Origin of the sequence: Haloarchaeobius pelagicus (assembly GCF_051207375.1) — an archaeon.
GTDB lineage: Archaea > Halobacteriota > Halobacteria > Halobacteriales > Natrialbaceae > Haloarchaeobius.
This window is the reverse complement of sequence record NZ_JBPJZD010000001.1, coordinates 572,887-594,947: the sequence shown is the minus strand read 5'-3', so window position 1 is coordinate 594,947 and position 22,061 is coordinate 572,887. Positions and strand designations below refer to the sequence as shown.

At 67.3% G+C, this 22,061-nt stretch carries 14 protein-coding genes; 11 read left to right on the top strand and 3 right to left on the bottom strand.

Annotated features, from left to right (window positions below; translation table 11 throughout):
• Positions 1 to 12: 12 nt before the first annotated feature.
• From ACSC1S_RS03060 to ACSC1S_RS03045, 4 genes are all read left to right on the top strand, one after another.
• Positions 13 to 1,239, top strand: coding sequence for a hypothetical protein (locus ACSC1S_RS03060; protein ID WP_435363107.1), 1,227 nt, complete (start codon positions 13 to 15; stop codon positions 1,237 to 1,239).
• A gap of 107 nt (positions 1,240 to 1,346) precedes the next feature.
• Positions 1,347 to 2,813, top strand: coding sequence for a response regulator (locus ACSC1S_RS03055; RefSeq protein WP_435363106.1), 1,467 nt, complete (start codon positions 1,347 to 1,349; stop codon positions 2,811 to 2,813).
• 138 nt (positions 2,814 to 2,951) lie between these two features.
• Positions 2,952 to 5,447: a DNA topoisomerase I gene (locus ACSC1S_RS03050; RefSeq protein ID WP_435363105.1), complete on the top strand. Its 2,496-nt coding sequence runs from the start codon at positions 2,952 to 2,954 to the stop codon at positions 5,445 to 5,447.
• 105 nt (positions 5,448 to 5,552) lie between these two features.
• Complete coding sequence (locus ACSC1S_RS03045; RefSeq protein ID WP_435363104.1) at positions 5,553 to 9,074, top strand: S8 family serine peptidase; 3,522 nt, start codon at positions 5,553 to 5,555, stop codon at positions 9,072 to 9,074.
• 127 nt (positions 9,075 to 9,201) lie between these two features.
• Here the strand turns inward: ACSC1S_RS03045 and ACSC1S_RS03040 are convergent, their stop codons facing one another.
• Entirely contained in the window at positions 9,202 to 11,736 is a 2,535-nt protein-coding gene (locus ACSC1S_RS03040; protein WP_435363103.1) for an Eco57I restriction-modification methylase domain-containing protein, read from the bottom strand.
• A 90-nt stretch (positions 11,737 to 11,826) separates the two neighbouring features.
• Between ACSC1S_RS03040 and ACSC1S_RS03035 the strand changes: the two genes are divergently transcribed.
• The 3 genes from ACSC1S_RS03035 (at position 11,827) to aspS (ending at position 14,675) form a co-directional block, all read left to right on the top strand.
• Positions 11,827 to 12,525, top strand: coding sequence for a phosphoglycerol geranylgeranyltransferase (locus ACSC1S_RS03035; RefSeq protein WP_435317389.1), 699 nt, complete (start codon positions 11,827 to 11,829; stop codon positions 12,523 to 12,525).
• A gap of 102 nt (positions 12,526 to 12,627) precedes the next feature.
• On the top strand, positions 12,628 to 13,302 hold the full coding sequence (locus ACSC1S_RS03030; RefSeq protein ID WP_435363102.1) for a helix-turn-helix domain-containing protein: 675 nt from the start codon (positions 12,628 to 12,630) through the stop codon (positions 13,300 to 13,302).
• A 68-nt stretch (positions 13,303 to 13,370) separates the two neighbouring features.
• On the top strand, positions 13,371 to 14,675 hold the full coding sequence (gene aspS, locus ACSC1S_RS03025; protein WP_435363101.1) for an aspartate--tRNA(Asn) ligase: 1,305 nt from the start codon (positions 13,371 to 13,373) through the stop codon (positions 14,673 to 14,675).
• A 108-nt stretch (positions 14,676 to 14,783) separates the two neighbouring features.
• On the opposite strand, the gene ACSC1S_RS03020 is transcribed toward aspS, so the two are convergent.
• A complete protein-coding gene (locus ACSC1S_RS03020) occupies positions 14,784 to 15,170 on the bottom strand; it encodes a hypothetical protein (RefSeq protein WP_435317386.1) in 387 nt (128 codons plus the stop codon).
• A 100-nt stretch (positions 15,171 to 15,270) separates the two neighbouring features.
• On the opposite strand from ACSC1S_RS03020, the gene ACSC1S_RS03015 reads away from it, so the two are divergent.
• The 4 genes from ACSC1S_RS03015 (at position 15,271) to ACSC1S_RS03000 (ending at position 21,558) form a co-directional block, all read left to right on the top strand.
• Complete coding sequence (locus tag ACSC1S_RS03015) at positions 15,271 to 16,101, top strand: pantoate kinase (protein ID WP_435317385.1); 831 nt, start codon at positions 15,271 to 15,273, stop codon at positions 16,099 to 16,101.
• Positions 16,102 to 16,609: 508 nt separating this feature from the next.
• Entirely contained in the window at positions 16,610 to 19,405 is a 2,796-nt protein-coding gene (locus ACSC1S_RS03010) for a DUF1508 domain-containing protein (RefSeq protein WP_435363100.1), read from the top strand.
• Between the two features lie 42 nt (positions 19,406 to 19,447).
• The gene (locus ACSC1S_RS03005) at positions 19,448 to 20,200 is read left to right on the top strand and encodes a 4-phosphopantoate--beta-alanine ligase (protein ID WP_435363099.1); all 753 of its coding nucleotides are present in this window, start codon (positions 19,448 to 19,450) and stop codon (positions 20,198 to 20,200) included.
• 59 nt (positions 20,201 to 20,259) lie between these two features.
• Positions 20,260 to 21,558, top strand: a complete 1,299-nt coding sequence (locus tag ACSC1S_RS03000) for an alpha/beta fold hydrolase (protein WP_435363098.1) — start codon at positions 20,260 to 20,262, stop codon at positions 21,556 to 21,558.
• A 63-nt stretch (positions 21,559 to 21,621) separates the two neighbouring features.
• On the opposite strand, the gene ACSC1S_RS02995 is transcribed toward ACSC1S_RS03000, so the two are convergent.
• The gene (locus tag ACSC1S_RS02995) at positions 21,622 to 21,999 is read right to left on the bottom strand and encodes a hypothetical protein (protein WP_261650330.1); all 378 of its coding nucleotides are present in this window, start codon (positions 21,997 to 21,999) and stop codon (positions 21,622 to 21,624) included.
• Positions 22,000 to 22,061 lie beyond the last annotated feature (62 nt).

Sequence of the window (22,061 nt, the reverse complement as noted above, 5' to 3'; positions counted from 1 at the left end):
GAGTGTGGTCGTATGCGCGCTCGTGTCGGGCAAGTAATACGACGGTTGGCACTCGTCACGTTCGTCTTCTTCGTCGTCTCCCTCCCGGTTCTCTATGGCATCGGGGTGGTTCTCACCCCGACACAGCAGGGGACGGACTACTATCCACCCCCGATGACGATCGAATCGTTCGAAGACGATATCCGGACACTTCACCTGGACAAATATTCACTCACGGAGCGGTTCATGTACCGGTTCGACCTGGGAATCGACGCCCTACTTTCGCCTCTCTGGCTGGCGGTCGGCGGTGTCGGATTGTTGTTCGCGTTCATAATCCTCGCTCGAAAGCCGACCGTGCCGTGGCCGAGTTCCGTCCCCCGCACTCAATACGTTTCTTCGGACTTTCGCAGGCGAGTGACAGCACCGCTATCGAAACTCCCTGACGGGGTGGAGCCAGTCCTCCGTGGATACGGTACTGTGCTGTCAACGGGTTGGTTGCTACTGCTGACCGTCCTCACGCTGGCGGTCCTCGTCGGACCTGCACCCGCTGGTGCAGATGCACCGGAGATTTCTCCCGACGACCCACCAGCAGAACTCGCTGCGGATGCTATCGGGAACATCGGCGCCAGACCACACGTCGTGACGTTCCACCTGCACACGAGTAACGTCTCGCGGTTCGAGGACGATACCCAGACTGTGGGTTACCGCCTCACAGTTGAACCCGAAACAGAGATGAGACTACTCGAGATGTGGCCGCAGTATCCATATAACAACACTGTCGACGACCCCCACATAGACTTCTTAGCGACTCGCTACGCGTACTGGGGAGAGTGGAAAGACGGGTCCTGGAGACGGGCAGACGATAGACCAGTCGGACGGTTGGGTTGGTCACTCTCCGACCGTTTCGACGACCTAGAAAACGCTGCCAGAACCGCAGATGCCAGCGTAATCTCCCAGACAGCGTCCTCGAAAACTATCGAGTACACGGACCGGAGCGTCAACTGGGTATTCGGAGTCAGTGCGCAGGATAACTATTCGGTGCGGACGCTCGTTACCGTCGCAACCGACGATGAGTCCCATCTGGAACGGGTCGTCGCCGAACGAACTAACGGGTCAGCGATGACGCGATTCGAGTACCGGTTCACCAAGGTCGACACCGCCACCGTCGAAACCCCCGACCACGTCCCCGCGACCGCCGAACGACTCGTCTGGCGAGCCGAACACGGCCTCGACAGGATGGCGTCGTGGGTGGGCCTCTGACCCCGTCTTCCTCGCAACCCGACCAGTAGCCCACCCTGACTGTCCCCCTCGCCAACTGCTTTCGGTTGGCCGACACGTTAATCACAGTACACACGAATTGCAGAGCCATGCCGACCGGCAGGCAGAGCCCCATCAGGGTCCTCCACGTCGACGACGACGAGGGGTTTCTGTCACTGACCAGACGGACACTCACCCGCGAGTTCGACCGGCTGACGGTCGAGTCGACGACCGACCCGGACGCCGCGATTTGCGAACTCGACAGTGCGGACTGCGTCGTTAGCGACTACCGTATGCCAGCGATGGACGGCCTCGCCCTGTTCGAGGCAGTCCGCGAACGCGACCCCGACCTCCCGTTCGTCCTGTTCACCGGGAAGGGGTCGGAGGACGTCGCGAGCGAGGCGCTGTCGACGGGTATCACGGATTACGTCCGCAAGGACGCCAGTTCGGACCAGTTCGAACTCCTCGCGAACCGCATCGAGCAGGCCGTCGCGACCGCCGAGCGCGAGCGCGAACTCCGCGAGGAGCGCGAACGCTTCGCGGCGCTGTTCGACAACATCCCGGAGCCGACCGTCGCCTACGAACTCCGGGACGGTGACGAACCGTACGTCACCGGCGTGAACCCGGCGTTCGAGCGGGTGTTCGGGTATCCTGCCGAGGAGATTCGTGACGAGCCACTCGACGAGTTCATCGTTCCCCCAGACCGCGTCGACGAGGCTGCCGACCTGAACGCGACGGTCGCCAGGGGCGAACCGCTCGACGCGGAGGTCCACCGACTGACCGCCGACGGCGAGCGGCAGTTCCTCCTGCGCGACGTACCGAACGAACACGAGAACGGGACGCAGTACGGCTACGCCATCTACACCGACATCACCGACCAGCGCGAACGAGAGCAGGCGCTGGAGACGAGCCGGGCGCAACTCGAACGTCAGAACGAGCGACTGGAGGCGTTCGCGGGCGTCGTGAGTCACGACCTGCGGAACCCGCTGTCGGTGGCGACGAGCCACGCCGACCTGCTCGCCGAGACGGGCGAAGTGGACCGGATCGAGCACGTCCAGGAGGCCCTGGGGCGGATGGACGAACTCGTCCAGGACCTGCTCGCGCTCGCCCAGCACGGGACCGCGGTCCAGCAACTCGGCCTGCACGACCTCGAATCGCTCGCGGTCAGGGGCTGGAGTTCGGTCGAGACACGCAAGGCGACGCTGACCGTCGAGTGCGAGGGTGCCATCCGGGCGGACGACGGGCGGGTACAGCAGTTGCTGGAGAACCTCTTTCGTAATTCGGTCGAACACGGGGCGACGGACGACGGCGCACTCACCGTCCGCGTCGGTTTCTGCGACGAGGACGGCTTCTTCGTCGCCGACGACGGCGAGGGTATCCCGGCCGACCGTCGCGACGAGGTGTTCGACCACGGCGTCTCGACAGTCCCCGACGGCTCCGGGTTCGGGCTCGCCATCGTGGAGTCCATCGCGGACGCCCACGACTGGACGGTCGCGGTCACCGAGAGCGAGTCCGGCGGGGCGCGCGTCGAGGTTCACGGTGTCGACGTGATTCGGTCGGCCTGTCGGGAGAACTGACACCTCTCGCGCCCGTACTCACCCGCGCGCAGCCGCGCCTTGCCCCCATGCTGTCTATCGATTTTCGGCCCCGAAACCTTTAGAACGACCTCCGACCTATCCACCGCCAATGACCGACCGAAGGGCCGGGGGTGACCCATGGAGCTGATAATCACAGAGAAGGACAACGCGGCACGACGCATCGCCGACATCCTGAGCGGTGAGTCCGCCAGCGCCGAGCGCGAGAACGGTGTCAACGTCTACAAGTGGGGTGGCAAGCGCTGCGTGGGGCTGTCTGGCCACGTCGTCGGCGTGGACTTCCCACCGGAGTACAACGACTGGCGCGACGTGGAGCCACACGAACTCATCGACGCGAGCATCCAGAAGACGCCGACGAAGGAGAACATCGTCGCGACGCTGCGACTGCTCTCGCGCAAGGCCGACCGCGTCACCATCGCGACTGACTACGACCGCGAGGGTGAACTCATCGGGAAGGAGGCGTACGAACTCGTCCGCGAGGTGAACGACGACGTGCCCATCGACCGGGTGCGCTTCTCCTCCATCACCCAGCGCGAGGTGACCGAGGCGTTCGACAACCCGGACGACCTCGACTTCGACCTCGCGGCGGCGGGCGAGGCCCGCCAGATCATCGACCTCGTGTGGGGGGCCGCGCTGACCCGGTATCTCTCGCTCGCCGCCCGCCAGCTCGGAGACGACTTCATCTCGGTCGGGCGCGTGCAGTCGCCGACGCTCAAGCTCATCGTCGACCGCGAGCGCGAGATCGAGGCGTTCGACCCCGAGGACTACTGGGAGCTGTTCGCCGACCTCCAGAAGGACGACGAGGAGTTCGAGGCGCAGTACTACTACCTCGACGAGGACGACAACGAGGCCGAGCGCATCTGGGACGAGGAGACCGCCGAGTCGGTGTACGCGGCGCTCCAGGACGCGAGCGCGGCGACCGTCTCGGACGTGGACCGGCGCACCCGGACCGACACGCCCCCGGCCCCGTTCAACACCACGCAGTTCATCCGGGCGGCGAGTTCGCTGGGCTACTCCGCCAAGCGCGCCATGAGCATCGCGGAGGACCTCTACACGGCCGGGTTCATCACCTATCCGAGAACGGACAACACGGTGTACCCGGACGACCTCGACCCCGAGGAACTGCTCGACGACTTCGTCGGGCACTCCGAACTGGGCGAGTCCGCCGAGGACCTGCTCGACCTCGAGGACATCGAGCCGACCCGCGGCGAGAACGAGACGACCGACCACCCGCCCATCCACCCGACCGGGGAGATTCCGGTGCGGGGAAGCGACGTTGACGACGACGAGTGGGAGGTGTACGAACTCGTGGTCCGGCGCTTCTACGCGACGTGTGCCGAGCCCGCGAAGTGGGAGCACCTCAAGGTCGTCGCCGACATCGGCGAGCACACCCTCAAGGCGAACGGCAAGCGCCTCGTCGACGCCGGCTACCACGCCGTCTACCCGTACTACAACACCTCCGAGAACCACGTCCCCGACGTGACCGTCGGCGAGGACCTGGCCATCGGCGAGGTGCGGTTCGAGGCGAAACAGACCCAGCCGCCCCGCCGGTACGGGCAGTCCCGCCTCATCGAGACGATGGAGAAGATGGGCATCGGGACGAAGGCGACCCGCCACGAGACCCTGGAGAAGCTGTACGACCGGGGCTACGTCGAGAGCGACCCGCCGCGCCCGACCCAGCTCGCGAAGGCCGTGGTCGAGGCCGCCGAGAACTACGCCGACCACATCGTCAGCGAGGAGATGACGGCCCAGCTGGAGAAGGACATGGACCGCATCGCGGCGGGCGACGCCTCCCTCGAGGACGTGACCGGCGAGTCCCGCGAGATGCTCGAACAGGTGTTCGCCGCGCTGCGTGACTCCCGCGAGGAGATCGGCGACCACCTCCAGAAAAGCCTCAAGGCCGACAAGCAACTCGGTCCTTGCCCCGAGTCCGGCCACCAGCTGCTGGTCCGGCGCTCCCGGCGCGGCTCGTACTTCGTCGGCTGTGACGGCTACCCCGACTGCGAGTTCACGCTCCCGCTCCCCTCGACGGGCAAGCCGCTCATCATGGACGAGACCTGCGAGGAGCACGAGATGCACGAGGTGAAGATGCTCGCGGGCCGCCAGACGTTCGTCCACGGCTGCCCGATGTGCAAGGCCGACGCCGCGGGCGAGGGGCCCGCCGTGGGCCCGTGTCCCGACTGCGGAGAGGAACACGAGGGCGAACTGCGCGTGAAGACCCTCCGCAACGGCTCCCGGCTCGTCGGCTGCTCGCGCTACCCCGACTGCGACTACTCGGTTCCCCTGCCCCGGCGCGGGAGCGTCGTGGTCATCGAGGACGAGGTGTGTGACGAACACGACGCGTTCTCCATCCACGTCGAGTACGAGGATTCGGACCGCGACCCGTGGGAGCTGGGCTGTCCCATCTGCAACTACCGCGAGTACCAGGCCAGAGAGAGCGACTCGGGGACCGACCTCGAAGCCCTGGAGGGCATCGGCACGAAGACCGCCGAGAAGCTCAAGGAGGCCGGCATCGAGAGCGTCGACGACCTGAAGGAGGCCGACCCCGACGAGGTCGCAGGCTCCGTCCAGGGCATCAGCGCCGACCGCGTCCGGAGCTGGCAGGCGAAGGCCTGAACAGGTAGTTCTTCTTCCACCTCTCGCCCGGCCGGTTGCTGGCGACGTGCCAGCAAACCCTAAGAACACTTATGATTCTATTCGCCGTCTCTCTGGCCGTTACCCATGGGAACCACTGGCACCCCAACCACAGCGGTCGTACTGCTCGTAGCCGTCCTCGTGACCGCGCCGGTCGTGGGTGCCGTCGGAACGGCAGGGCCGATTTCACTCGACGCGCCTCCGGCCGTCTCCATCGACCCCGGGCCGGCGGTCGGCACAGCACCGGCCGTCCCCGCCGAAAGGCGAACCGAGGAGAACCGGACCGTCATGACCTACGACGTGCCGCCGCCGGAGACGGTCCCGACGAGCGAACTCGACTTCCCCATCGAGAAGGGCCACAGTACGGTCATCCCGTTCCACACCGGTCCAGTCAAACTCGAACCCGGCGTCGACCCCGCGGTCTACGAGGTCGACGCGTCCCTCGTCCCTGTGGTCGTGCAGTTCCACGACACGCCGAGTGACTCCCTCCTCGACGAACACGGGTACGAGTACGAAGAGACCCTGACCTACCGGACCGCGGTCGCCCGGCTCCCGCGTGAGGCCATCGAATCCTTCGGGAACCAGAAGGTCGTCCGGGCGGTCGTGCCGTTACGCCCCGAGTGGAAGCGCTCGACCGTGCTCCCCGTCGCCGCAGAGGCGACCGCCACCGTGACCGTGGTCGCCTTCGCGGAATCGGCGCTGTTCGACGAGTACGAACTGCGGCAAGTCGGTGACGACACCTACCGGGGGACGGTCTCCGGCCGCGCCATCGACGACCTCGTACGGAGCCCGGCGGTCAGCTGGGTCGAACCGTACCACGAACCCCAGGTCGGTGTCGGCCAGGGCGGACTCGGGGTGAACGCGGACGCGGTCTCACGGCTCTACCGCGGTGGCGGCATCAGCGTCGGCGTCGTCGACACCGGTATCGCGTACAACCACCCGCACTTCGCGAACACGACCATCGTCGGCTCGTACGACAGCCGCGACGACGACCAGACGCCCGAAGCGGACAACTGGAACTGGTCGAAGAACGACCACGGTATCCACGTCGCCGGCACCATCGCGGGCCAGAGCGTCTCGAACGGTGTCGAGGTCGTCGGCGTCGCGCCGGACGCGACCCTCATCGTCGCCCGCGGGCTCGGCTTCGCGAACGTCAAGCGGACCGCAAACGACGGCGCAGACATCGTCTCGAACTCGTGGGGGTCGAACGTGTCGGGGTTCTACACCAACACCGCCGGCGAGGTCGACGAGTGGGCCCGGGACAACGACGACGTGTTGCTCACCTTCTGTTTCGGAAACAACGGCCAGATGGGCCCCTACGCCTGGAGTCCCGGTCTCGCGAAGAACGTGCTGACGGTCGGCGCGGTGACCGACGGCTCCGACGGCCAGAACGTCTCCTGGGGGTCCATCCTGGACGTCAACGACGTCTCGACCCTGAACGACAACCTGCTCCCGCGCGACGGCCGCCGGAAGCCGGACGTGCTCGCACCGGGCACGCGCATCTACGCTCCGAGCGAGAACGGGACCTACAACTCGAAGTCCGGCTGCAGCATGGCCACGCCGCACGTCTCCGGCGTCGCCGCGCTCGTGCAGGAGGCCACCGCGCCCGACCTCACGTCGAACCAGCTGAAGGCGTTGCTCGTCGCGACCACCGGCCCCGCCGCCAACCCGAACACCCTGCCCGCCGGCCACGGCCTCGTCGACACCGCGAACGCCATCTACCAGAACCAGTACGAGTCGCTCCAGCAGCCCTTCGCCGGCGACATCGCCGAGGACGAGTCGGACTGGCGCGGCTTCACCGTCGGCGCGGACGCCGAGCAGGTCGTCGTCTCGCTGTCGTGGCTGGACCCGAAGGGACCGAACCGGGCGAACGATACGCTCGTGAACGACCTCGACCTGTACGTCGGGCCCAGCAGCGACCCGATGCGCTACCGTGCCGACGGCGCGAACGACAACGTCGAGAAACTCGTCATCGAGGACCCCGAAGCAGGCATCTGGCGCGTCACCGTCACCGGCTTCGAGGTGGCCGACGACGCGACCCAGCGCTACGACGGCGTCGTTCGCGTGGTCACCGCCGAACCCGGTCTCGACCTCACCGTCAACACGTTCCAGCGGATCCGGTACTGGGAACAGCCCAACCGGACCATCCGCGCCAGCCTCGCGGGGACCGGCGCACCGACGACCGGTGTCTGGCTCCGCCCGAACTACAACAACGGCCCGCTGAACCTCTGCGACGACGGCCAGCCGTTCGGTGCCCACGTGTACGGGACGCTCTCGAACGAGGAGACCGAGTTCTGGTCGACCTGTTTCGAGGTTCCGAGACGCAGCGCCACCTACGGCATCGACATCGAGGTCGGCTCGACCAACGGCCCGCTCGGGTCGTTCAGCGAGCGCGTCACCCTCGAGGTCGTCACCGACATGCTCGCGCCCACCTCCCGCGTGGTCGGGTACTCGTCTGGCGCGCTCACCGACACGCTCCGCATCAACGCGACCGACACCATCGCTCACGCGACCGTCGACCCCTCCGGCGTCGAGACTGTCTCGTGGCGCGTCGTTGACCGGTCGGGCGTCGACGACCCAACCCCCGTGTACGAGGGGAACGGGAGCTACCTCCGAGGGGACATCTGGGAACTCGAGGACCTGCCCAACGGCAGCTACACCGTCGAGTACTGGGCGGTCGACCGCGCGGGCAACGCGGAGTCCCCCCACAGCCTCGCCGTCACCGTCGACAACCTCCCGCCGACGCCCGTCATCACGGTGACCGACACGCCCCGCGTCCTCGGGCTGACCGGCACTACCGGGACCATCAGCTTCGACCCCGAGACGGTCATCGTCCCCGTCGGTGCCCAGGTGACCTTCTCTGGCGCTCAGAGCACGGACAACATCCAGGTCGGGCGGCACGACTGGAACTTCGAAGACCTCGGCTTCCACCGCCTCGGAGCAACGACGGCCTCGCACACGTTCACGCAGCTCGGCTACGCGAACGTCACGCTCCGGGCGGTCGACGTGAACGGGAACAGCGCGACCACCACGAGACGGGTGTACGTCGCCCCGGCCGACGAGGTCATCACCGACGACGGACAGGAGCTCACGCCCATCACCGGCACCTCGACCAGTATCATCGACCCGGGCGTCATCGGCCCGGTGTTCGGCGACGTCCGGCTCGCGGGTGCGACGCTCCAGACGCCGTCGGTCGCCACCGGCGAGCCCGCGTTCGTCACCGTCGACCTGGAGAACACCGGCTCGGCACAGAGCCCGGCCACGCTCGCCCTGTTCGTCGATGGACAGCTGACCGACCAGCGACCGGTGCTCGTCGCGGGCGGGACCACGGAGACCGTCCCGCTGAGGTACACGCCGACCGCGCCGGGACAGTACGGCCTCGTGGTCGCATTGCTGGACGATTCGGGAGAGATCCAGGCCGCGCTCGAGGTCGGCACGGTGCAGGTGTCCGGCGCGACGACGACTGGAGAGGGCTCGACGACCGCCAACACGTCCAGCTCGGGGGCGGACGGGACGACGGCTGCCGAGGGCGAGACCCCCGGATTCGGCGCGCTCCTCGCTGTGGTCGCCCTGCTGGCGACGGTCGCACTCCGGCTGCGGCGCGAGTGAGAGGGTGCGCGCAACCGGACAGGGCTAGCCGTCGTCGCGGAGTCCATCGTCTCCGGGGGCGTAGTCGTCGTGTGTCGCATGGCCCCGACCACAGAGCAACGAGGAAAATCGGTTCTCCAGTGACTAGTCAATCGTCTGTGACCGCGGACTCCACGATTTCGATCTCCTCCTCGGTCAGCCCGTACAGCTCGTAGACGAGTTGGTCTATCAGGTCCCCCGTCTTGGCTATCTTCTCGTCCAGTTCCTCGGCGCGCTCGTTCGCCGCCAGGTACGCCTCGAACTCGTCGGCGATGGCGGCCGGGTCGGGCACCCGAATCGCGAGCAGCCGGTCGGCGAGCGAGTTGGTCTTGCTGGCCTGGCGGCGGAACCCGGCGGTCCCGTCGCCTCGCGCGACCGCGGCTGGGACGACGGCTTCCACGAGCGCCGCGAGCCGGTCGTCGCAGTCGAGTCGGACCGCCGGTCGCAGGTCGGTCTCGACGAACCCCCAGCGGTCGGTCTCGGTGGTCGAGAACTCGGCTCCCGATTCCGCGAGACGGTACCGGGCAGTCGCCTGGAGTTCGACACCGGCGTCGGTGCGTTCCACGGCGACGCTGCCGATGCGGAGCCCGTCGTGGGTTCTCGTACTGGCTCCCAGTGGTCCCGTCGCGATGGGGACCGCACCGAGGGCGGCCAGGTCACGGCCGGCACTGTCGGCCGAGTCAGGCTCGTGGTCGAGCGCCAGTTCGGGCTGGACCGTCCGCCGGTCCAGCCGGGCGTCGTGAGCCTCCCTGGCGAGCGATTCGAGCCGGTCCAGGGCGTCGGGCGCGGGGTCGGCGGGGAGCGGAATCTCGCCGAAGAACATCGGTTTGCACCGGAGGTAGCCGCCGCTGACGTGGCTGCCGCCGTACACCTGCCTGAAGTACCAGTCGACAGGGGTCGCGTTCACGAGCGCGAGCAGAGCCCACACCGAGTACGGGGAGTCCTCACGAGGGCGGACCACGTAGCACGAGTTCAGGGCGTAGCGGCCGCGGTCGTCGTAGCCCGCCTCGGGCCCTTCGCTCACGTCCGGGACGAGCAGTTTCTCGCCCTCGAACAGCGCCGGTTCTCGGAGGTCGGCGTACTCGCCGTGCTCGTGGTCGACGAGGCCAGCGTCGTATCTGATGTGGCGGCCGCCCCACTCGACCAGGTACGGCGTGACCGCGTCGCCGCCGACGACCGGCTCGGTGTCGGGACCGGGCTCGTCGACGAGCAGTTTCTCGCGGACGTTGCCCGTGTGGATACCCTCCGTCATGGTCGCGTGGTCGCCGAAACGTTCCCCGACTGCGGAGAGCCGCGCGACGAGGTCGGCGGCATCGGCCGAGAGGTCGGTCGGGACGACCCGGTCGCCGAGGCGGTCCACGACGGTGCGCGGGACCGACACGCGCTCGGCGGCCGCGATGGTCGACTGGTCGGTCGGGTGGGCGACGGTGACGGCCTCGGTCGGGCCCGCGTCGGCCGCGAAGCGCAGGACGAGCGGGTAGACGTTGGCGTCGGGGAACACGCCCAGCGAGGACAGGTCGACGAGTTCGGTGAGGCGGTGCCGGTCCAGCAGGTCGTCGCGCAGGGGCCGGCCGTATCGCGTCGTCGTCCACTTGTTCGGGACGACGAGGCCGACGGTTTCGGCGAGGTCGCCCGCGCGCTCGACGAAGGGGATGTAGAGGTCGAACGCGCCGGTGACGGTCCGGTAGGTCGAGCGGAGATACGCCTTCAGGTCGGCGTCGATGTGCCGGCTCCGGACGTAGGGCGGGTTGCCGATGGCGGCGTCGAAGCGGCCGTGGCCGCCGGTCGACTGGTCGGCCGCCAGCACGTTCGGGAAGGCCGCGGGCCAGTCAAGAGGGTCGGAACCTGCCTGGAACTCGGCGTGCTCACCGGTCGGCCCCGCCCCGACCAGCGAGTCGCCGACGACGAGGTGCTCGCGGAGGCCGGCGAGTGCGTCCGGGCTGGCGTCGGTCGCGAGCCAGCAGACGAGGGTCGCGAGGTCGACCGCGCGGGCGTCGAGGTCGACCCCGTACACCGCGTTCGCGACGAGCGCGTCGGCGAGTTCGTCGGGGTCGCGCCCGGTTTCGGCCGCAATCCGGTCCCGGAGCGCGGAGACCGCGCCCACGAGGAAGCGGCCACAGCCCATCGCGGGGTCGAGAATCGCGAGGTCGGCCAGGTCGCGCTCGCCCGCGACCACCGAATCGGCCAGCGGGGCGACCGTCTCGTCGACGACGTACTCGACGACCGGCAAGGGTGTGTAGTACGCGCCAGCAGCCTTGCGCCGCTCCGCGAGGACGGTCTCGTGGACCGTCCCGACGTGTCGCGGGTCGAGGCTGGCGAAGTCTCTCGGGTCGTCGGTATCGCCGACGGTCCGGAGCGTTCGAATGGCCTCGGCGAGGGCGTCACCGTCGGGCCACGCGGCCAGCGGGAGCGGGTCGGTCTGGACCCGTGCCTCGATGGCTGCCCAGGCCGCGTCGAGGCGCTCCGCCAGTCCCGCCTCCGGCTCCCAGTCGACCGGCTCCGGGAGTCGGTCCCGGGCATCGGCGAAACAGCAGACGAGGACCCGCGCGAGGGCCGTGTCGCCAGTGTCCCCAGCCGGCAGTCGGTCCCGTGCCGCGAGGGCGTCCGCTCGTAATCGCGCGACGGGACCGGGCGCGGGAACCATGTCTCTGGTGCATCAACGGCGGCTGACGATGTTAAACTCCGGGTCGCGGTTTTCGAAGGGATTTTAGCCGGTCACGAGGTTCGTCCCCGTATGAGCCGACCGTGGGAGGACTGGAATCACATCCTCAAACTCGACCCCGACAAGGAGCTGCCCGACGGGATCACCTACGAGGACGTGTGCGCGACGGGCACCGACGCCATCGAGATCGGTGGAACACTCGGGATGACCGAAGAGAAGGTCGCAGAGGTCATCGACGCCTGCGCCGAGTACGACGTCCCGCTGTACCAGGAACCGAGCATGCCGAACGTCGTCGTCGACTCCGACGACCTCGACGGCTACCTCGTCCCGACGGTGTTCAACGCCGGCGACGTGTTCTGGGTGACGGGCGCACACAAGGAGTGGCTCCGCATCGACGACTTCGACTGGGACAAGACGACGACCGAGGCCTACATCGTGCTCAACGACGAGGCGAGCGTCGCCGAGTACACCGAGGCGGAGTGTGACCTCCGCGCGGACGACGTGGCCGCCTACGCCGAGATCGCAGAGCGCATGTTCGGCCAAGAGATCATCTACATCGAGTACTCGGGCACCTTCGGCGACACCGAGAAGGTCGCCGCGGCGGCGGACGCGCTCGAGGACGCGACCCTCTTCTACGGCGGCGGCATCCACGACTACGAGTCCGCCAACACGATGGCCCAGCACGCCGACGTCGTCGTCGTCGGCGACCTCGTCCACGACGAAGGTGTCGAAGCGGTCGAGGCGACGGTCCGCGGCGCGAACGACGCCTGAGCCGTTTTCTGTTCGATATCGAAGCAACACGGGATAGACCACTGATAAATGCCTTCGCTAGCGGCACATTGGTACTAAGAGTCAGTGTGTCCAAGCGGACGTATGAGCGTCCGGGCCGAATTCGCGATTGGAACGGACGGAGGAGTTCTCGCTGAAACACTCCAGTCGTTCCCAGGTGTAAAGCTCGAGATCGGACAGGTAGCCAAGACGCGGGCAGGGACCCTGAAATGCGACCTCTGGGTGACCGGCGTCGAGACCGAGGTGTTCATCCAGGAACTCGGGGCTGATTCGACCGTCCGGTCGGCGAACCGGCTGAGCGAGGACGGCTCGTGGACGCTCCTGTCTGCCCAGGTCGTCGGCGAGGATATTCGGTCGCTGTACGCGGCGTTGATCGAACTCGATGGCCAGTTGCTCTCGGCGACCTGCGAAGCGAACCAGTGGCTCGCCAGCTTCCGGTTCCCCGACCGGGACGCGCTTGGGCGCTTCGAGGAACAGCTTCGCACCGCCGAGACGGCCGTCGCCGTCGAATCCATCGACAGCGGGGGTACCAGACGCGGTGAGTCCGACCCGAACGGTGCCGAACCCCTCTCGGACGAACAGCAAGAGGCACTGCAGGTCGCGCTCCGGGCCGGGTACTTCACCGTCCCCCGCCGGGCGAACCTCGGCGACGTGGCGGACGAACTCGGGATCTCGGGGCAGGCCACCTCCGAGCGCCTGCGCCGTGGGCTGGTCCAGCTCGTCGAGGCGCAGGTCGGCGAGCAGCCCCAGAAGCACTGAAAACCTTTTCGGAGGCGTGCTGGCACGAAACGAAGTCATTTAAGATACAGCCTCCGGAATCACGCGGTATGGAGAACAGAACGTACACCGCGGACGTGGAACCCGGAACGACGGCGACCGTCGCCGGCTGGGTCCACGAAACCCGCGACCTCGGTGGTATCGCGTTCGTCATCGTCCGAGACAAGACAGGCAAGCTCCAGGTCAAGCTGGAGAAAGACGAGATGGACGAGGAACTCGTCGAGACCGGCCTCGACGCCGCCCGCGAGTCCGTCGTCAAGGTCACCGGCTCGGTCAAGGAGGAGCCCCGCGCCCCGACCGGCTTCGAGCTCGTCCCCGAGTCCTTCGAGGTCGTCGCACCGGCCGACCCGCAGCTCCCGCTCGACCCCTCCGGCAAGGTCGACGCCGAGCTTCCGACCCGTCTGGACAACCGCACCCTCGACCTCCGCAAGCCCGACGTGAAGGCCATCTTCGAGATTCGCTCGGAGGTCCTGCGCGCGGTCCGCGAGCACTTCCGCACCGTCGGCTGCACGGAGATCAACACGCCGAAGATCGTCGCCACGGGTACCGAGGGCGGCACCGAGCTCTTCCCCATCTCGTACTTCGGTGAGGAGGCGTTCATGAACCAGTCGCCGCAGCTGTTCAAGCAGCTCATGGCTGGCTCCGGCCTGGAGAAGGTCTTCGAGATCGGCCCCATCTTCCGCGCCGAGGAACACAACACGCCGCGCCACCTGAACGAGGCGACCTCCATCGACTTCGAGGGCGCGTTCCACGACCACCACGACGCGATGGACGTGGTCGAGGGCGTCGTCAAGGCCGCCTACGAGGCCGTCTCGGAGAACTGCCAGAAGGAGCTCGAACTCCTCGACCTCGAGGACGAGTTCGACCTGCCCGAGGGTGACTTCCCGCGTCTCACCTACGAGGAGGCCATCGAGCGCGTCAACGCGACCGGCGAACTCGACGAGATGCTCGTCTACGGTGACGACCTCTCGACCGAGGCCGAGCGCGCGCTCGGCGAGGACGTCGGCGAGCACTACTTCATCACGAACTGGCCCAGCGAGATCAAGCCGTTCTACATCAAGGACCTCGACGACGACCCCGAGACCTCGACCGGCTTCGACCTCATGCACCCGCGCATGGAGCTCGTCTCCGGCGGCCAGCGCGAGCACCGCTACGAGCAGCTCGTCGCCGGCTTCGAACAGCAGGGTCTCAACCCAGACGAGTTCGAGTACTACACGAAGATGTTCAAGTACGGCATGCCGCCGCACGCCGGGTGGGGCCTCGGTGGCGAGCGTCTGGTCATGACGATGCTCGGGCTCGACAACATCCGGGAGGCTGTGCTGTTCCCGCGAGACCGTCAGCGGCTGTCGCCCTAGGCGACGCCGCGACCCTGTCGAGCGAGACGAACGCAGTGAGTCTCGCCGGACCGACAGCGCCTGAGGCCGTAAGCGTTCGAGAAGAGACTACCCGATTTTTTCGACGATCTACAGCAGGTAGACGGCCACGGTAGCCGCGGCCATACCGACCGTACTCGACCCGATGAGCGTCTTCACCTGCCTGACGGCGTCGGCCTGGTCGACACCCTCGTCGGGGGTGACCCAGTTGTCGCTGTTGTACGCCATCGAGGCGAGTGCAAGCGTGAGGATGCCGCCGGTGAGGAGGACGACGAGACCGCCGACGAGTGCTTCGACGCCGGCCAGCAGGCCGCCGAAGACGGCGACGAGTGCCGCAGTGACGACCGCCGTGACCACGACCGTCGTCACTGCCCCGCCGGGGCCGCCCTCGGTCCCAACCACCAGCCGGGAGCCGCCCGCGAGAACGCCCGCGAGGAGGGCGGCCACGGCGATGCCCGTCAGCTGTGAAATGACCATATCGAGCCCTCTCGGTGGTCCAATTTCAATCGTGCGGTCCCCGACCACGGCGAACACGAGATGATAACGATTTAACGCCCGCGTCGCAGACTCTCGGGGTATGACCGACGAGGCGCGTGCGTTCGTCCCGGGACACATCACCGGGTTCTTCAGCGCGCATCCGAACGCGGACGACCCGACGAAGGCGGGGTCACGAGGGGGTGGCCTCACCCTCACGGACGGCGTCGAGGTGACGGTTCGACCGAGTACAGAGCCCGCGGTGACGTTGAACGGCGAGCCCATCGAGGTGGACTCGGTCGAGACCGTGTTGCGGACGCTCGATGCGGGGGCGACCGTCGAGGCCGAGACGCCGCTCCCGCTGGGTGCCGGGTTCGGTGTCTCCGGCGCGATGGCGCTCGGCACCGCCCTGGCGACGAACCAGGTGTTCAGCCGGAAGCTCTCGGAGAACGAACTGGTGACCATCGCCCACGGCGCGGAGGTGCAGGCGGGGACCGGCCTCGGCGACGTGGTCGCGCAGGCTCGCGGTGGCATCCCCATCCGGCTCGAACCGGGTGGCCCACAGCACAACCTGCTCGACGGCATCCCCGCGAGAGCGCGGGTCGAGTACCTGAACATCGGCCAGCTCTCGACCGCCGAGGTGCTCTCTGGCGACACCGACCAGCTCTCGGAAGCGGGCAAGAAGGCGCTCTCGCGCGTGGTGAAGGAGCCGACGCTGGCGAGTTTCATCTTCGCTTCGCGCCGGTTCGCCCGCGAGGCCGAGTTGCTCACGCCGGAGGTGACGACCGTCATCGAGGACGTCATCGAGGCGGGCGGGCAGGCGTCGATGGCGATGCTCGGCGAGACGGTGTTCGCGCTCGGCACCGGCCTGACGGACGCCGGCTACGACGCGTCGGTGTGTGCGACCCATCCCGCCGGCGCGATGCTGAAGTGAGGTTTTCAGTCTGCTGAAAGCGTATTCCGGCCGGTAGGCACCGTGCTGTCATGTACTCACCGAACAGGGGGACACCCTGTACCCGGTCGACGCAGCGTCGGGCAAACCCCTGGCCCGGCTTCCCGGCGTCCACTCGCTCGCGGTCGAAGGACTCGACGAGACCGTACTGGTCGCCGATGGGTCGGGGGGCGTTCGGGCGCTCCCGGCGATGCCCTGAGGCGGGCTACAGTCGGTCCTGTGGGCCTCACTGGTGCGTCCTGCGGAGGGCGCGCACGTGCGTCAGAAACGCCCGCGAACCCCCACCGATTTCTTGTTCGAGAACAGGGACGACGGGGGCACCAGAGAGTGACAACAAAAAACCATAAGAAATGTTTTTATTCGAAAACGCCAGACGAGTCGGCCACAACAGTTAATACATAGACTGGGTTGTACGTTTTATTTTCCTAAAATTAGGCGTGAGTGCCGTTGAAGCATTTATTATAAATGGGGGATAGATTCGCGTGTGGGCATGTCGACGCATACCGAAGTGAGGAACAAGCTGTTCGGATTGTACGAACAATACGTGGGTGAACCGGAGTCCGAACGAGAAGTCTATGGCTACTGGATATTCATCGCAGGCTATCTCGTCGGAATCGGGGGAATCATCTTCTACCTGCTCGGCCCGGCGATGATGCCGGGCGAGCAGTTCGGGCTCCAGGAGGTGACCTGGTCCATCGCAGCCCTCGGGCTCTCGCTCGGGCTGTTCGGAATCGTGTTGCTGTTACCAGTACGCAGGCGAGCGATACAGGCGTCCGTGGTCGGGCTCGGCGTCGCACTCGTGGGTGTGGCACTGTTCACGACCGTCTACCCCCAGGCATGGGGGCCGGACGTCGCCACCGACAGGAGCCCGATGGTCATCGCGACGTACCTGACCGGTAACGCGGTGCTGGCCGGTGTGACGGCACTGGTCCCGGTGCTGACGGGTCGCAAGGGCTTCCTGGTCGAGGAGGAAGGGTACGGCGACCAGCCCCCCGTGATGGTGGGCGAGGCGATGCGGGGCGCACTGTTCGCCGTGTTCCGCAACGAGCGTGACGACTGGACCTGGCGCATCATCCAGCAGGACGCACTGGCGAGCAGCGAGGCGACGGCGACGACCCGTCCCGACGCCGAGGCGACGATCGACGGCGTGAAGACACAGATAGACGAGGCCGGACTCCTCGAGATCACCACAGCCGCGTTCCGCCTGTACGAGAACGACAACGGCGAGTGGCGCTGGGTGCTGATGCGGGACGACGGGAGCGTCGTCGCCGAGGGTACCGACCTCTACGAGGACCGCGACATGACCGAGGAATCGGTCAGCTTCGTCAAGGAAGCCGGCGCGGGTGCCGACATCCTCGACATCGACGGGGCCGCGTTCAACTACACCGAGCGCGACAACCGCTGGACGTGGGAACTGCTCGACGCCGACCGCAACGACCTCGCGGAAGGGGTCGGCGACTTCCCGGACCACGACAACGCCGAGAGCGCCGCGATGCGCATGGCCGAGGAGTTCGGCGACGCACGCGCGCTCGCCGTGGAATCCATCGGTGTCGAACTCTCCGACAACGACGGGACGTGGGACTGGCGGTTCGTCGACGGCGACGACGACCTGCTGGCGACCAGCACGGCCGACTTCGACACGCGCCGCAAGGCCGAGTCAGCCGTCGAGGAGGTCCTGCCAGCGGTCGGCGACTCCTCCGTGACCGTCGCTGGGACGCCGACCTACGAACTGCACGAGACGGACGAGGGCTGGCGCTGGCGGCTGGTCGACGCGACCGAGAGCGTCGTCGCCCGGAGCCACCATACCTTCGACGACCGCGCCGCGAGCGAGCGCTCGACCGGCGAGGTCGCCCGGAACGTCGCCAGCGCGGACCTCGTCGATATCGACGGGGCCGAGTACGAGGTGTACCCCGACGGCGAGGACTGGCACTGGCGGCTCGTCACCGAGGACCGGACCGTCCTTGCGGACTCGACGTTCGACCACATGTCCGAGGACGCGGCCAGCGAGGCCATCGACCGGGTGCGCGAACAGGCCGCAGAGGCCGACCTCATCGAGTTCGAGAACGCCGCCTTCCAGGTGTACGAGGCCGACGACGGCGAGTGGCGCTGGCGGCTCATCGACGAGGACGGCGGCGTGATGGCCGACTCCGGCGCGGAGCACGACTCCCGCTCGGAGGCGACCGAGGCCATGATGACGCTGAAGCAGAAGGCACCCGACGCCGAGATGCTGGAGATCGACACCGCCGCGTTCGAACTGTTCCGCAACGACGACGACATGTGGGGCTGGCGGCTCATCGACGAGGCCGGCCACATGGTCGCCGAGGGGCCGAAGCTCCACGACTCCCGTGGCGGCGCACGGACCTACCTCTCGCAGCTGAAGGACAACCTCGACGCCGACGTGCGGACGATGGACGACGCCATCTTCCAGGCGTACACCGACGACGGCGACTGGCTGTGGCGGTTCGTCCTCGTCGACGGCAGCGTGGCCGCCGACGGCGAATCCGCACACGCCACCCGCGACGACCTGAAGCAGACGGTCGGGCGTATCCGCGATGTCGCCTCGGAAGCTGACTCCTACGCCATCGGGCAGTTCGTCGTCCAGCTCGTCGGCGAGGACGACGACTGGCGCTGGCGGCTCCTCGACCGCGACCGCGACACGGTCGCCGAGAGTGCCCGCGCCTACGAGACCGAACAGGCCGTCAAGGACGTCGTCATGACCATCCAGAACGACGCGGCAGACGCCCCCGTGTTCTCCATCGAGTCGGCGGTCATCTGGCTCACCCGGGAGGACCGCGGCTGGCGCTGGACCCTCAGTACCGAGGACCGCGAGGTGCTCGCGCAGGGGACGAACTACTTCGGCCGCAAGAGCGACCTGGAGGCCCACGTCGAGGACCTCCGCCGGCTCGCACCGCAGGCCGGCCGCGTCGACTTCGGGGACGCCTCCTACGAGCTGTTCCGCGAGGGCGACAACTGGTTCTGGCGGCTGCTCGACTCGTCCCAGCAGGTCGTCTCGACCGGCGCGGGCGCGTTCGACAGTCGAGACGAAGCACGCGAGACCGTCGAGAGCGTGCGCGACCTCGTCAGCGCGGCGAGCGTCATCGAGATCGACGACGCCGCCTTCGAACTGCACATGCAGGACGGCGGCTGGATCTGGCGGCTCGTGGACGAGGGCGGCGAGTCCCTCGCCGAGAGCATCGAACCCCACGAGAGCCGGACCGAGGCCCGCGAGCAGATGAACCTCGTGAAGGAGCACGCCCCCGAGGGCTGGGTCTCGTTCACCGAGTAACGGTTCCGGAGGTATTTTTTCGTCCGTGTCGTATCGCGCCGTATGAGTGACCACGTCGAGGTACCCGAGAGTCACCCGCGGTACCTGTCGTTGCTGACGCGGCACCGCATCGAGGCGGGTGTCGACAAGGGCATCACGAGCAAGCAGGGCCTCATCGCGGAGGGGCGCGGCGAGGCGTTCGACTACCTGCTCGGTGAGGAGACCATCCCGAGCGCCGACGCAGCCGAGCGCGCAGCCGCCGCGCATCTCCTGCTGGCCCGGCACCCGGTGCTGTCGGTCAACGGGAACGTCGCCGCGCTCTGCCCGAAGGAGATGGTCGAACTGGCCGAGGCGACGGGCGCAGATATCGAGGTGAACCTGTTCAACCGTACTCCCGAGCGCATGCAGGCCATCGCCGACCACCTGCGCGAGCACGGTGCCGAGGACGTAAAGGGCCTGACGGCGGACGCCCGCATCCCCGGCCTCGAACACGAGCGCGGGAAGGTGGATGCCGACGGCATCTACGACGCCGACGTGGTGCTGGTCCCCCTCGAAGACGGCGACCGAGCCGAGGCGCTGGCGGAGATGGGCAAGACCGAGATCGTCATCGATCTCAACCCCGGCTCTCGGTCGCCCCGGATGGCCGCGGTGCCCATCATCGACAACATCATGCGGGCGATTCCGAACATCACCCAGCACGCCCGCGAGCTGGCGGATGCGAGCGAGGAAGAATTACGAGATATCGTGGAGTCGTTCGACAGAGAGGCGGCACTAGAAGAGGCGGAGGCGGCGATTCGGAACGGCAGTTTCGACTGAACTGGCGCAGTCCCGCCCTCAAGCTATTTGTCTGGGCTCCAACGAGTTCCACACGACACATGGTCCCTAGAGCCGACGCCGAGGCGACGACGCGAGCGTTCGCGACACGGTTCGTCGAGCAGTCGTTCACCGATGCAGCCGACCTGCTCACCGAGGACGGCCGAGAGGCGGTGGTCGAGGCTGCCCCCGATGAGTTCGCACAGGGTGACCCCGACGCCGAGGATGTCCTCGAACAGTACTGGTGGGGGCTGTTCAGCCAGTACGGCGCGTTCGAGGGCGTGCGCGAGGTGCGCGTCGATGGTACCGATGCGACCGTCGGGTTCGCGTTCGAGAATGGTACGGAGACGGCGATTCTCGAATTGGACAAAGAGGACGACGGCATCGCGGGCTTCTCGTTCTCGCCCGAGTACGAGGTCCCAGCATACGTCGACGAGAGCGCGTTCGCTGAACGCGACGTGACCGTCGATGCCGGGGACGTAGCCCTCGGTGGCACTCTGGCTGTTCCCGAGGGGGCCGGCCCGTTTCCCGGTGTCCTGCTCGTCCACGGCGCGGGTATCCACGACCCGGACGGGACCGCCGGGAACTCGAAGCTTCTCAAAGACCTCGCGTGGGGCCTCGCCAGCGAAGGCATCGCCACGCTCCGGTACGAGAAGCGACTCGCCGAGCACGAGGTTGACGACGAGGACTACACGCTCGATGCGGTCGTCACGGACGACGCGGTCGCCGCGCTCGCGGAACTCGCTTCGGCCGACGAGGTCGACGACGACGCCCTGTTCGTCGCGGGGCACAGCCAGGGCGGGATGTGTGCCCCGCGAATCGCCGCCCGACACGGGGGTGTCGCCGGTATCGTGAACCTCGACGGGCCCGCCGACCCGCCGCTCGACCCGGAGGACGCCGACATCATCCGGTACGAGTTCGAGCGAGACGGCGACCTCGACGAGGAACAGCAGGCCCAGCTCGAAGCCGACCGTGAGACGCTCCGGCGCATCCAGACGGGCGACTTCGAGGACGACGAGACGCTTCACGGTCGACCGGGAACCTGGCACCGGAGCGTGAACGACTGCGACCCGGCCGGCACTGCCAGCGACCTCGGCCGACCCGTGTTCGTGCTGAAGACGTGCCGGGCCGACGAGGAGACACAGTCAGAACTCGTCGAATTCATGCACAAGGGCTTCCGGGAGTGGCAGGCCGCGACCCTGCCCGATGGCAGCCGGGTCGAGCTGTACGAGAGTCTCGACCACTATTTCCAGGCCGGACCGACGCCGACGACGATGGATTCGCTCTACTTCGGGGGGAACGTCGAGGCCGAGGTCGTCGCGGACCTCGTGGCGTGGATTCGAGAGACGCAACCGCAGTAAGAGGGACGGCGAGGAACCGGCGTGTGCCGGCGACCAGCCGGGAGATGATGGTGGAGACCGACCTCAGCAGCCGCCACCGCACCAGTCGGGACGGTCGATGAGTTCGCCGTCGAAGTACGCGTCGATGCCGTGGTTGTACTCGTTGATGGTCAGGTCGTCGGGACTGCTCGCGCCGTCGTTCCACTTGAAGACGTCGTAACCCTCGGCGAGCCAGCCTGTCGAGACGTAGCTCTCCAGGCGCTTGCCATTCTGGTCCCAGAGGTCGCTAGCCTCGACGTTCTCGGTGGCCCGTGCGGACGGGGCAGGCATCCAGCATCGGAACGCGCCGCCACTACCGTCGGTCTCGACCCTGATGCGATGGTCGTACCCGGCCTCCACTCTTGTCGTGAGGAGTCCGGCACCAGCAAGGGCACTGACGGCCATGCCCGACTTCTTGAGCACACTTCGCCTCGATTGGTGAGTACCATCAGATTGCATCCGGTGTCGAGGTTCCGGGGAGCGAG